Source organism: Lichenifustis flavocetrariae, assembly GCF_026130545.1.
In the GTDB taxonomy this organism is placed as follows: Bacteria; Pseudomonadota; Alphaproteobacteria; order Rhizobiales; family Beijerinckiaceae; genus Lichenihabitans; species Lichenihabitans flavocetrariae.
The window spans coordinates 256,399-268,476 of the sequence record NZ_JAMOIM010000008.1 but is presented as its reverse complement, the minus strand read 5'-3'; the positions used below and the strand labels follow the sequence as shown (position 1 = coordinate 268,476).

The 12,078-nt window shown below is 60.9% G+C and carries 10 protein-coding genes and 2 pseudogenes; 4 read left to right on the top strand and 8 right to left on the bottom strand.

The genetic code is table 11. The annotated features are described in order from the left end of the window. Positions 1 to 208: 208 nt before the first annotated feature. The 3 genes from M8523_RS14490 to M8523_RS14480 all read left to right on the top strand — a co-directional run bounded on the left by M8523_RS14490 (position 209) and on the right by M8523_RS14480 (position 3,046). Positions 209 to 2,248: a YgiQ family radical SAM protein gene (locus tag M8523_RS14490; protein WP_282585580.1), complete on the top strand. Its 2,040-nt coding sequence runs from the start codon at positions 209 to 211 to the stop codon at positions 2,246 to 2,248. A 209-nt stretch (positions 2,249 to 2,457) separates the two neighbouring features. Beyond that, the gene (locus M8523_RS14485; RefSeq protein WP_282585579.1) at positions 2,458 to 2,733 is read left to right on the top strand and encodes a BrnT family toxin; all 276 of its coding nucleotides are present in this window, start codon (positions 2,458 to 2,460) and stop codon (positions 2,731 to 2,733) included. Continuing rightward, the gene (locus M8523_RS14480; protein WP_282585578.1) at positions 2,720 to 3,046 is read left to right on the top strand and encodes a BrnA antitoxin family protein; all 327 of its coding nucleotides are present in this window, start codon (positions 2,720 to 2,722) and stop codon (positions 3,044 to 3,046) included. The genes M8523_RS14485 and M8523_RS14480 overlap by 14 nt, the downstream gene beginning before the upstream one ends. Positions 3,047 to 3,096: 50 nt before the next feature. Here M8523_RS14480 and M8523_RS14475 read toward each other — a convergent pair whose 3' ends face one another. The 3 genes from M8523_RS14475 to M8523_RS14470 form a co-directional block, all read right to left on the bottom strand. Then, positions 3,097 to 4,956 carry a P-loop NTPase gene (locus M8523_RS14475; protein ID WP_282585577.1) on the bottom strand — a complete coding sequence of 620 codons (1,860 nt, stop codon included), beginning with the start codon at positions 4,954 to 4,956 and terminating at the stop codon, positions 3,097 to 3,099. Positions 4,957 to 4,959: 3 nt separating this feature from the next. Further along, a complete protein-coding gene (locus M8523_RS36750) occupies positions 4,960 to 5,373 on the bottom strand; it encodes an SIR2 family protein (protein WP_428350572.1) in 414 nt (137 codons plus the stop codon). A 329-nt stretch (positions 5,374 to 5,702) separates the two neighbouring features. Continuing rightward, on the bottom strand, positions 5,703 to 6,257 hold the full coding sequence (locus tag M8523_RS14470) for an RsmB/NOP family class I SAM-dependent RNA methyltransferase (RefSeq protein WP_428350561.1): 555 nt from the start codon (positions 6,255 to 6,257) through the stop codon (positions 5,703 to 5,705). 84 nt (positions 6,258 to 6,341) lie between these two features. On the opposite strand from M8523_RS14470, the pseudogene M8523_RS14465 reads away from it, so the two are divergent. Continuing rightward, positions 6,342 to 6,572: pseudogene (locus tag M8523_RS14465) on the top strand (catalase); the annotation flags it as partial. A 20-nt stretch (positions 6,573 to 6,592) separates the two neighbouring features. On the opposite strand, the gene M8523_RS14460 reads toward M8523_RS14465, so the two are convergent. The 5 genes and pseudogenes from M8523_RS14460 to M8523_RS14440 all read right to left on the bottom strand — a co-directional run. Next, entirely contained in the window at positions 6,593 to 7,540 is a 948-nt protein-coding gene (locus tag M8523_RS14460) for an ABC transporter permease (protein WP_282585597.1), read from the bottom strand. Beyond that, positions 7,540 to 8,505: an ABC transporter permease gene (locus M8523_RS14455; RefSeq protein ID WP_282585575.1), complete on the bottom strand. Its 966-nt coding sequence runs from the start codon at positions 8,503 to 8,505 to the stop codon at positions 7,540 to 7,542. Before M8523_RS14455 ends, M8523_RS14460 begins: the two co-directional genes overlap by 1 nt. An 8-nt stretch (positions 8,506 to 8,513) precedes the next feature. Continuing rightward, the gene (locus tag M8523_RS14450; protein ID WP_282585574.1) at positions 8,514 to 9,992 is read right to left on the bottom strand and encodes a sugar ABC transporter ATP-binding protein; all 1,479 of its coding nucleotides are present in this window, start codon (positions 9,990 to 9,992) and stop codon (positions 8,514 to 8,516) included. Positions 9,993 to 10,077: 85 nt separating this feature from the next. Then, positions 10,078 to 11,106: an ABC transporter substrate-binding protein gene (locus M8523_RS14445; RefSeq protein WP_428350558.1), complete on the bottom strand. Its 1,029-nt coding sequence runs from the start codon at positions 11,104 to 11,106 to the stop codon at positions 10,078 to 10,080. Between the two features lie 202 nt (positions 11,107 to 11,308). Beyond that, a pseudogene (locus M8523_RS14440) lies at positions 11,309 to 11,460 on the bottom strand (IS481 family transposase); the annotation flags it as partial. Positions 11,461 to 12,078: the final 618 nt, after the last annotated feature.

Genomic DNA, 12,078 nt, shown 5'->3' with positions numbered 1-12,078 from the left:
GACCTCAGGCGAAAACTTGTTCGTTGTCTTGCTTGTCATAGCCCCGTCCTTTCAGGAGTTGGGGCCTCCGGCAAACCCGGGGCGGTTCAGTCCAGAGGATCTTGCTGGCGGCTGATCTGGGCGAATGGGCGTGTCTTGAGCAGGTCGCACGTCAGGGCCTGAGTTCTGTCGGTTGAGTTCGCCCCGAGGGCGGCCTATGCGTAACACCATGGAAACCATCGCTTCCGCCCAACAAGCCTTGACGCCCCTGTCCTGCCTGCGGCAGAGCCAGGCCGAGGCCGCGCCGTTCCTGCCGATGAGCCGTGCCGAAATGGCGGCGCTCGGCTGGGACGCTTGCGACATCGTGCTGGTCACGGGCGACGCCTATGTGGACCATCCGAGCTTCGGCATGGCCATCATCGGCCGCCTGCTCGAATCGCAAGGGTTCCGGGTCGGCATCATCGCGCAGCCGGACTGGCAGTCGGCCGAGCCGTTCAGGGCTCTGGGCCGGCCGACCCTTTTCTTCGGCGTCACCGGCGGCAACCTCGATTCGATGGTCAACCGCTACACGGCCGACCGGCGCCTCCGCAGCGACGACGCCTACACGGCCGGCGGCGAGGGCGGCAAGCGGCCCGATCGCTGCACCATCGTGTACACCCAGCGCTGCCAGGAGGCCTACAAGGGCGTGCCGGTCGTGCTCGGCGGCATCGAAGCCTCGCTGCGCCGCATCGCCCATTACGACTACTGGTCCGACAAGGTGCGCCGCTCGATCCTGGCCGACGCCAAGGCCGATCTCCTCATCTACGGCAATGCCGAGCGCGCCGTCGTCGAGGTGGCGAACCGCATGGCCGCCGGCGCGAGCCCACGCGATCTCGATGCCATCCGGGGCGTCGCCCTGTTCCGCCGCGTGCCCGACCACTACACCGAGCTGCCCGCCGACGACCTCGATTCCGCCGACGAGGCCGCCGCCCGCCGCCCCGGCGACACCGTGATCCGGCTGCCGGCCTACGAGACCGTGGTGGACGACAAGGAGGCCTATGCCCGCGCCTCGCGCGTGCTGCACCGCGAGGCCAACCCCGGCAACGCGCGGCCCCTCGTGCAGCGCCACGGCGACCGCGACCTGTGGCTGAACCCGCCGCCGATCCCGCTGACCAGCGCCGAGATGGATGCGGTCTACGACCTGCCCTACGCCCGCGCGCCGCACCCCTCTTACGGCGACGCCAAGATCCCCGCCTGGGACATGATCAAGTTCTCGGTGACGATCATGCGCGGCTGTTTTGGCGGCTGCACCTTCTGCTCCATCACCGAGCACGAGGGCCGCGTCATCCAGAACCGCTCGGAGGGCTCGATCCTGCGCGAGATCGAGCACATCCGCGACAAGACGCCCGGCTTCACGGGCGTGATCTCGGACGTCGGCGGCCCCACCGCCAACATGTACCGCATGGCCTGCAAGGACCCGAAGATCGAGGCCGCGTGCCGGCTGCCCTCCTGCGTCTTCCCCGGCATCTGCCCGAACCTCAACACCTCGCACGACGACCTCATCCGCCTCTACCGCAAGGTCCGCGAGGTGAAGGGCGTCAAGAAGGTGATGGTCGCCTCGGGCGTGCGCTACGACCTCGCGGTGAAGAGCCCCGAATACGTCAAGGAGCTCGTCACCCACCATGTCGGCGGCTACCTGAAGATCGCGCCCGAGCACACCGAGCGCGGGCCGCTCGACAAGATGATGAAGCCGGGCATCGGCACCTACGACAAGTTCAAGGAGATGTTCGAGGCGGCCGCCAAGGAGGCCGGCAAGAAATACTTCCTCATCCCCTATTTCATCGCTGCCCATCCGGGCACGACCGACGAGGACATGATGCACCTCGCGCTCTGGCTCAAGAAGAACAAATACCGCGCCGACCAGGTGCAGACCTTCCTGCCGTCGCCGATGGCGACCGCGACGGCCATGTACCACACCGGCCTCAACACCCTGCGCGGCGTGCGGCGCGGCGGCAGCGAACCCGTCGAAGCCATCAAGGGCCTCCGTCAGCGCCGCCTCCACAAAGCCTTTCTGCGCTACCACGACCCCGAGAACTGGCCGCTGCTGCGCGAGGCCCTGCGGGCGATGGGGCGGGCAGACCTCATCGGTCCACGGCCCGACCAGCTTGTGCCCTTCACCCAGCCGCCAGTGACGGGCGGGGCGCCGGGGACGTCGCGCCCCGTAAAGCGCATGGGCGGGGGGCAGCGGTTCTCGACCAAGGGGGTGCCGGTGCGGCGTTTGGGGGGCTGAGCCGGACGGGAGACTGCTTTCGCCGCTCCAGGACCAAGCTGCGGCTCGTCCGCCGTCATTGCGAGGCGGCGAAGCCGCTGTGGCAATCCATGCAGCGGTCCGAACATCCGCAACGCAGCTTGGATCGCCGCGCTTCGCTCGCGATGACGGTTAGATTCCGGCCAAGGCGAACGGTTTACGCCTGACCGGTTTCGGTATATACAGAAGGCGTGAAGTCCTTCGCGCCTCAGCCGAAGCGGTCGGCCAACATTGCCAAGCATGGCTATGACCCGGCCGACTTCGAGACCGCGTTCAGCTTCGACCGCTACCTGAGCCGCAGGACCAAGCCGAGCCAGACCGGCCGCGAGCGCCGGCTGCTGGTGGGAACGTGGTTCAACGACGCCGTCGTCACGGTCATCATCTCGCCGCTCGGCTCCGAGGGGTGCGACGTGGTGAGCGTGCGCGACGCCAGCGACAAGGAAAGGGCCGCCTATGACAACCTCTAAGCACGCGCCGGGCTACGTGCCGAACCCCGACTATTCGCAGGCGGATTGGGACGAGGTGTCCGATACGCCCGAGTTGACCGATGCCGAGATCGCGGAGCTGCGGCCGAACGGCGAGGGCTTGCCGGTCGAACTCGCGAACGCCTTCAAGCGCCTTGGGGGCCGTCCGAAGTCCGAAGCCAAGTCCGTGCCGGTGTCGCTGCGCGTGCCGCCCGATGTCCTGGCCGCCTACAAGGCCGATGGCCCTGGGTGGCAGACCAGGATGAATAAGGCGCTCGCGGCAGGTCTGCGAAACCGCAGACAGGATGCATCGTGAATACGCTATCTTATATGCCGCGGCGGCAGCAAGCCTGTCTTCTTGCGCCGTTAGATCGCAACCCCACGCTCAGCCAGTCTTTTCTTAGCCATCTTAATAGTATTTGTCATGCATTCGACACACCTCTCAACTGCATCATGACCGATTTTCTTACCATTAGTATTATACTGCCTAATGATTTCGGACGCAGATCTGATAATCCCGAGCAACTCGCCAGTGCTGAATTCAAGAAGCCTTCGCTCAAGGAATGGAAGATAGCCCTTCGCGACACGATAAGGTGCATAGCTGGAGGGTTCATCTATCATTTGTTTGACACAGATTGAATGCGCTTCGTTAAATGACTTGGCAAAATCAGTGAATTCGTTGGACTTCGTTCGACTCTCAAGCAGAAATCTGGCCCATTGATTATTCTGATGCCGGTTCTCTTTGTGCCCTAACGATTTCGAGAAGGAGTACGAGACGTCAAATAAGCGCTTCGCTTCTCCCCATTGTTCAAGCGACATGCGACACATTGCATATTGAAGCCAAAATAGTGGATGCGTTCGAGAGTGGCTAAGCTCTTTGATATTTTCAAAATAATGCACCATAAATTTTAGCCTCTTATCTGCAGCGATAGCCTGTTCAACAAAAATATAACGCGAAAAATTTCTATACACGAGCTGATACTCAGATGAATTATCATGAATATCGTCAAGCTGACGCATTGCGTCAATCATTGTACTTATAACAAACGATGTGTCTAGCAACCGTTTTATGACATACTCAGAAAAGATGGGCGATTTAATCGAAATTTGACCATTTCTTATTAGCGCGAAATCTTTGAGACTTCCTGCATGATCCGCAATTGCCTTGCGAGCATCGAATCCTACAATTTCGCTGATAAGAGATAGATCGCTCCTGATTTGCGCAAGGTTTAGCAGTTGAGAGAGGATTAACACTTTACGAACACGCTCTTGGTCAGCTGTGCTGCCGTTCACATTCATGATCTGTTCAACACGAGATCGGATATTAGGAGAATTAAGCGCTTCAAGTATGAGGAACCGCAGTTCACCTGAGCATTCTCGATCAATGAAAATCTTCTTTTGCTCAAAGCTTTGCGGTTGGCGAGGTCCCCAGAGCGCATAATTATCAAACAGCTCTATGACATTACGAGTTTCTGCCGCGGACAGCTTGTCGAGATTAAAGATGTCGATTTCATTGTTGAACGTGGCTCGGATAAAGGCTTCTTGAAGCTCGACTTGCGCTGTCCGAGAACTAGCAATAATGCAAATGTCGTCTCGGCTTATACTCCGAATGCCTTTAACAACGTCAATATATGAAAATACATCATCAATCATCAGGGCGATTGGCCCAGGCTTATCCCTGAGTAATGCGACCTCTTTGAGCAACAAGGAAGGGCGCGATGAGGCACGATAAACCGTATGGCCCCTAGCGGCTAACTTATAACCTATCGCGAGTAGTGCTTCAGTTTTTCCATTGCCGACGTTTGCAGATACAAGCGCATTACGAAATCGCTTGTCGATGATGGCATCACTTATGTAGTTCGAGATCTCGCGGTTGATAGACAAATCATGCTGGTTGCGAAGTATGTCTGTGGCTAACAGGCTCTCGTCTACACTTCCTGACATTAGGTAATTGATAACATCGATATCACGCAATGGGGCAGATGGGACAGTCGGCGTATCTATCCTTTCCCAAGCGATAGGATCGCTAGTTGTCTCGACCTCTGGCTGCAAAAGAATATCCGCAACCGCCGCAGCAAAACCATCAACTCCAATTGATAGTACACGTCCAAATCCGTCGAGCTTTTTAAGCAGTGTTCGAGACGGAGACTCGTTAACTACAAAGAAAATTCTATCAGTAATGCCTTCAAACGAATTGATTACCCTTGCTATATCCAGGTCATACAAGGACTACCCAACAAATACGATAAAGGGTGACGTGATTATATCCGTTCGAAATCTTTCGCCCCATGCCGATCGAGAGAAGTCGTCCGAGAAGTATTGAACCTCAGTTAGCTTGACCTCTTTCCTATAATTAGAGAAACTCGCAGATTGTATGTATCCATTGATATGGATAATTGGTAAAACCCTGCTGTCTACATCTGAGACTTTCTGAGAGGTCGTGTGGATCGAGTGCTTTGTGCCTATTTCAGAAAGGCACGTGTCAACGACGTTGTCATAGTTTGTTGTATATATCTGTTTCCAAGGAAAGCGTACTACACTACGCTGCGCATTGGTCACTTCATTCGCTACAAAGAATGTCTTTAAAAGCGAGTAAAGCCCGTACTCTCCATGTTTGTCTTCATACAGGCTTGAAAGAGACATGAGATCTGAGGAGTCTTCATTCAGATCGTCGGCCATATGCTTTGCGAGGTCACGTGCAGATGGAAGCTTTTGTATTTTACCTTGCAGGTTAAATCCTTTGGCCTCCGCAGAAAAGCCAGCACCTACAAATAGGACCCCCTGACGTTTCCGATGGCTCCGCAGAAGCGATTTAAGCCGCTCAAAGTGGTCCATCTGTGAGCCCTTCCTCGTTCAATCGAATTACCTAAATCTGACATAAGGGGCAAGAGCTTTCTAGATTTTCTACTATAACGCCTTCTTCTTTGTGACGGTGGGCAATGTAGCTGCGGCGCAAAAATTCATTCTTGCGATCAGACATTGCCGGCTTCGGACATCTTTATAGACGCCCCCCGCTCCATCACCGCCGCGAAGAACCCATCCGTGTCATGCCGCGCCGGCGTCAGGGCCAGATGGTCGGGATGGGCCGAGCCGGTGACCTCCGGCGCCACCACCCGCACCGGCACCACCCGGAAGCCCGGATGGGCCGCCGGGAAAGCCTCGACCTGTGCCTCGTTCTCGTCGGGGAGCAGCGAGCAGGTGGCGGTGACGAGCCGGCCGCCGGGCTTCACGAGCCGCGCCGCGCTCGCGAGGATGCGGGCCTGCTGGGGCAGGAGCGTTTCAAGCCCGGCCTCGAGGGTGCGCCAGCGGGCGTCCGGGTTGCGCCGCCAGGTGCCGGTGCCGCTGCAGGGCGCATCGACCAGCACGCGGTCGTAGAGGCCCCTGTGGCGCTTCACCCAGCGGTCCGTCTCGGAGGCGAGGAGCCGCGTCTCGATATTGTGCAGCCCCGCGCGGCGGAACCGCTCCGCGGCGCGCTTCAGCCGCCCCTCGGAGACATCGCAGGCGATCACGTGCCCCCGGTTGCGCATGTCGGCCGCGAGGGCCAGCGTCTTGCCGCCGGCCCCGGCGCAGAAATCGACCACGCGCCAGACCGGCATGGCGGGCGACATGCGGGCCTTGCGGTCAAGTTCTACACCAAGCAGGGCAGCTGAAACCTCGGCGGCAACAACCTCCCGGTGTTCTTCATCCAGGACGCGATTAAGTTCCCCGACCTCATCCATGCCGTGAAGGAGGAGCCCGATCGTGGCTTTCCGCAGGCCCAGAGTGCTCACGACACGTTCTGGGACTACCTCTCACTCACCCCCGAGAGCATGCACATGATCATGTGGGTGATATCGGATCGGGGCAGCTGCCAAACCGGCACTTACCGCGCGATGCGCGGCCCTCCTGCTGTGACGATCACGGCGATGATTACAAGGCCGGTCACAAGTAATCGGACACCGGCGCTCACCCCGTAAGTGTTCAGCATGGTCAACAACATGACGAGGAAAAGCGAAGCGCCCCACAAGCCTGTGACATTGGCTCTGCCACCCGCGACGGAAGTACCGCCTATGACGACAACCGCGATGGAGGTCAGCAGGTATTCGTTCCCAATGTCCAGGGACGAACCTTGGAAGTAGCCTGCCAGCAAGGCGCCGCAAAGTCCGCCTAACGCGCCGCCCAGGGCATAGGTCAGTGCCCTTATGCGTTCGACCGGAATATTGGCAAGGCGGGCCGCGCGGGCGTTCTGGCCGATCGCCGCGACCGAGCGGCCGAACGTCGTGCGATGCAGAAGAAGCCCGATCCCGACGGAGAAGACCACCACGACGACGGCCATGACCGACACCCCGGCGATTTGCACGGTGGTGGCCGTGGCAAAGCCTGGCGGCGGCTTGACCTGCAGGCCACGTCCGTAGCTGATGCCGATGGATTGAACGACAAAGCTCGCCGAGAGCGTCGCGATGATCGGCGGGATGCGCAGCAGCCGGATCAGCAGGTAGTTGGCGATCCCGATGGTCGTCCCCGAGGCGATCGCCGCCACGAGGCCCACCAGCACCAGGGCATCGCAGCCGCCCATGACCTTCATCGCAACGGCGCTGGCAAGCCCCATGTTGGCGGGCAGCGACAGGTCGACATTGCCCGGCCCAAGCGTGATGACGAACATCTGCGCCGTTCCGACGATCACCGAAAAGGCGGCGAGCGCGATGCCCGCGGACAACATGCCGCCGGCTCCGTAGCCACCCGTGTAGGTGACGGCGGCGATCCAGACTAAGGCGGCGCCCACAAAGGAATAGAGCCACGGCTGGGCGATGACGCGTCGCATGGAGGCGATCATGCGGCACTTCCAGCGCGGTTGATCAGCACGCGAGCAGCAAGCACGACGATGAGAATGCCGCCTTGCGCGGCCACCTGCCAGTCGGGGGAGATGTGCATGAAGTTCAAAAGCGAGCCAGCGAGCGTCAGCGTCAGCGCGCCGATCACGGAACCGATTGGCGAAACGCGGCCGCCGGTGAATTCGCCACCGCCCAGAATAGCGCCGGCGATCGAGAGGAGTGTGTAGCCATTGCCCAGATTGGCGTCGGCCGAGGTGGTGAGACCGATCAGCGCCATGCCGGCCAGAACGCCGCAGAAGCCCGCCAGGCCAAACAGGATCATTTTGACCTTCAGCATCGACCAGCCGGCCCGCTCCACCGCCACCGCATTGCCACCGGCACCGCGCAGCACGGCCCCATAGGACGTACGCATCAGGCCCACATAAGCCACAACCCCGATCACCACGGCGGCCATCACCGGAAACGGGACGTAGGGCGTCTTCAGGCTCATCAGTGCCTTCAGCCAATCGGGCGCATGGCCCCCAGGCTTGGGGAGGACCAAAATGGCAAGGCCCTGCCAGACGAAGAACATGCCGAGCGTCACGACGATCGAGGGCAAATTGCGCAGGTAGATCAGTGCGCCGAGCAGGGCGTACACAACAATGCAACCCGCGAAAATGGCGATGCCGAGAACGGGACTGTCGTGCAGCACGGTCGCCGTGATGCAGCCGATGAAACCCACAAAGGTGCCGATCGACAGATCGAGGTCATTGCTCGCCATGACGAACATCTGACCGACGGTGGCAAGCGCCACGGGGACGGCGAGGTTCAGCATCAGATTGAGGCCGAAATAGCTGATCGCGCGGGCGTTGAGGTGCCAGATGGCGAGCAGGATCAGGATCAGCGACAGGGCCGGCAGCACTGCCCGCAGGGTGCGGCGGACACGCAGGACTCCTGCGCCGCCCGGTTTGGTCGAAGACACCACGCTCACGCTCATGCCGCCTCGGCGAAGGAGGCGGCGATCACCCGTTCTTCGCTGACCTCATGGCGCGCCAGTTCGGCCACGATGCTGCCGTTGCGGAACACGTAGACGCGGTCGCAGTGACGCAGTTCGTCCATCTCGGTGGTGTACCAAAGGAAGGTACGACCGCCTTGCGCCTCTTCCTGGATGAGATCGTAGACGTCGAGCTTGGTGCCGATGTCGACGCCGCGCATCGGATCGTCCATGAGAACGGTGGTCGCGTCGGACCCGAGTGCGCGAGCGAACAACGCCTTCTGCTGGTTGCCGCCCGACAGAGACAGGATCGGGTTGCGCATGTCCGGCGTTCGGATCTTGATCCGCTCCTTCCAGCGCGCCGCCAGCGCGTCCTCCGCCTCCACTGACAGTAACACTCCCTTGCGGAAGCGCGCCAATGATCGCACGCCGATGTTCTCCGCGATCGACCAGAGCGGAAACACCCCATCGGTCTGCCGATCGCCGGCCACAAGTGCGATCCGGTCGGCGACCGCACCCTTCTTCGCACGGCCGCTGCCTGCGTCGAACACGGCGAGCAGCAGATCGGTCTGACCGTGTCCGGCAAGCCCTGCCAACCCGACGATCTCGCCAGCGCGGGCCAGGAGTTCGCGTCCGTCGTGTTGGCCCTTGGGCTTCATGCGCACGGTGATTGGCGCCTCCGAGGCTGCGGCCGCGGCAGCAAGCGGCGCCGGCGTGTCCGCCTGCGTTCCGTGGTGTTCGGCGCCGCCCATGGCCACGACCAGCTTGTTGCGATCGAAGCTCGACGTCGGGCCAGCGGTGACGACGCGGCCGTCGCGCATCACGACGACACGGTCGGTGGTCGACAGGATCTCTCGGAGCATGTGCGAGATCAGGATGCAGCTCATGCCCGCTTTGACCGAGCGCCGCAGGAAGGCGAAAAGCTGGCTGGCGGTGTGTCCATCAAGCGAGGAAGTCGGCTCGTCGAGAATGACGAGGTTGACCGGAGCAGTGGTCACGGTGAACGCGCGGGCGATCTCAATCATTTGCCGCTTCCCGATCGGCAGATCCCCAACGATGGCGTCGGCCGCGATGCGGTGATCCGGGAAGATCTCGTCGAGCTTGGAGATGATCAGCTCGCCCGCCCGCCTGCGCCAGCCGAAGCCGCGCAGTGCCGGATGCAGGATCCGTGCATTCTCGGCCACCGTGAGGTTGGGACAGAGGGACAGCTCCTGGAACACGCAACGGATACCGAGCCGATGCGCCGCCACGAGCCCGTAGCGCTTCAGCGTCTCGCCCTTGACCGCGACGGTCGCCTTGTCGGGCGTCAGTGTGCCGGCCAGGACATGCATCAGGGTCGACTTGCCTGCCCCGTTATGGCCAATGAGCCCCACGCACTCGTGCATGGCGACGGCGAGATCGACGCCGGCCAACGCGCGAACGGCACCGAAGGACTTTTCGGTGCCGGTCAGTTCGATCACCACAGAATGCTGCGACATCACCCGCTCAGGACGCATTGAAGGCCTCGAAACCCGTCCCTGTCCGGCCCGCCCATGGCGGTCCTGACAGGGACGGCGCGGCGCCTCACTTCTTCATGTTGTCGTCGATGATCTTCTTGGCGTCGTCCTGGCTGTATTCGATGGTGGCAACGCCACCGACGGGGATCTTCGGCAGAGCCGCATCGACCGTGTCCTGCGTGAAGGCCAGATAGGGGTCGACGAGATCGTGCGGGATGTCCTTGCGGCCGTCGAGAACCTGCTGGGCCACCCAGAATGCCATGGTGGACACGCCGGGCGCGCTTGATGCCGACCAGGTTTCGTAGCCGTTGGCCTTCTTCTGTTGCACCCACCAGGCCAGTTCGTCCTGCCGGTTGCCCATGATGATGATCGGCTGCTTGCGTCCGCCGTTCTGGAAGGCCTGTGCCGCGCCATAACCGTCGCCCCCCTGATCGACGACGCCGACGATCTCCGGCAGCGAGGGGAGCACGGTGGAGACGGCCTTCTGGGCCGTGGTCTCGTCCCAATCACCCTCAACTGAATTCACGACCTTGAACTGCGGGTACTTCTTCAAGCCATCGAGCGTGCCATTGTGAAAATCATCGTCGATCGACGTGCCGGCGACGCCGCGGATCTCGAGGAGGTTGCCGCCCTTCGGCAGCTTTGTCGCAAGATAGTCCATGGCCTTGGCAGCCAAGGCCCGATAGTCGACCCGAATGCGGTACGCGCAGGGCTCGGTGACGATGCCGTCGAACGAGACGACGACGATGCCGGCGTCGCAGGCCTGCTTGACCGCGCCATTCAGCGCTTCAGGCGAGGCGGCGTTGATAACGATCGCATTGTAGCCCTGCAGAATCAGGTTCTGCAGTTGCGCAGCCTGTGTCGGCACTTCCTTGTCGGATGTGGTGAAGACATCCGCCGCGCCGATGATCTTGTCCTGCACAGCCTTGTCGGCAACGGCGCCGTAGCTCTTGAGCATCGCCTGACGCCAGGAATTCCCGGCATAGTTGTTCGAAAAAGCGATCCGCATGTCTTTTGTGTCGGCCCGCGCCGGCCCGGAGGCCAAGGCAACAGCCGTTGTGGCAAGCAGCGCATAGATAACTCGACGCATCCTCATCTCCCCCTCTTGGTCTGTTTGGACCTGTTTTTTGACTGGCGCAGCTGCGACCGAAGCGCTTCCGCGTGCGCTATAGAAGGCACGGTGCAACAGGTTGTTCAAGCCGTTGTTTTTCGATCCGATGCCGCACTGCGTGAGTGTGACGGTGAAGTCGGCGCGAAGCGACTTGGCCAGACATCACGGCCGGCGGGTGTCGTCTCTGCTCAGTCCCGGCATTTGGTGGATTGGATTGAGCCTCAACCGTTCCGGTCCTAAGTCCAATGTTTGCAGATGGCTTCGTAGGGGTGCGGCCTTTTAGGTCTTCAATCGCCGCCCAAAGTTGTAGGCGTGGATGAAATCGGTGAGGTGCTGCCGCCGAGGTCATACCCTGGTCGTCCGGCAGGAAGCCGTTCGCCTCGGCAAAGACATCAAGAGGCTCTGCCACGTCGAGAGCTTGCACGCCATCGTGGATGAGCAAGACTACGTCTTTCTCGCCATCCGCGCCGCCGCTCGCAGCCTTCAAACCACTCCTGAACACGCCGTGCAGGACGACCCTAGACGGGCGACACGGCAAGGGCAAGTTTGCGACGTAGCTTGGCAGTTCTTCGGCAGTCAGGGCAATTGCTGCCACGGAGATATCACGGGAGACAGGTGACGCCGACACGAGCACGCTTCGCAAGCCCAGGCGCACCCGCCGGTCACGCTGACGATGGGCGATCCACGCTGACAGCGCGTGGCTCGCACACCAACGTTTGTCAACAAGCTAGCCGGTCGACCCCATCAAGAATGGCGTCTCGTTAAAGCGGATTGGCCCAGGCGGCATTCATCGTTTTGCATTTAGTTTGAACAGCCGCCGCTATCGAGAGTGCGTGCGAGGGTCGCCGCCGCCGACGGCCGCCTGTCGTGCCGGGTTCATGCGGTTGCCGCCCTGCACGACATTCACCTTCACGACGCTGTCTAGGCGCGTGGGGTCGAGTCTGGCCCGCTTGAGCG

What these genes read in the sequence shown, in the direction of transcription:
- M8523_RS14490 (WP_282585580.1), top strand. Translation starts at nt 209, where the DNA reads ATGGAAACCATCGCTTCCGCCCAACAAGCCTTGACGCCCCTGTCCTGC.
- M8523_RS14450 (WP_282585574.1), bottom strand. Translation starts at nt 9,992, where the DNA reads ATGTCGCAGCATTCTGTGGTGATCGAACTGACCGGCACCGAAAAGTCC.
- M8523_RS14445 (WP_428350558.1), bottom strand. Translation starts at nt 11,106, where the DNA reads ATGAGGATGCGTCGAGTTATCTATGCGCTGCTTGCCACAACGGCTGTT.
- M8523_RS14470 (WP_428350561.1), bottom strand. Translation starts at nt 6,257, where the DNA reads ATGCGCAACCGGGGGCACGTGATCGCCTGCGATGTCTCCGAGGGGCGG.
- M8523_RS14480 (WP_282585578.1), top strand. Translation starts at nt 2,720, where the DNA reads ATGACAACCTCTAAGCACGCGCCGGGCTACGTGCCGAACCCCGACTAT.
- M8523_RS36750 (WP_428350572.1), bottom strand. Translation starts at nt 5,373, where the DNA reads ATGTCTCTTTCAAGCCTGTATGAAGACAAACATGGAGAGTACGGGCTT.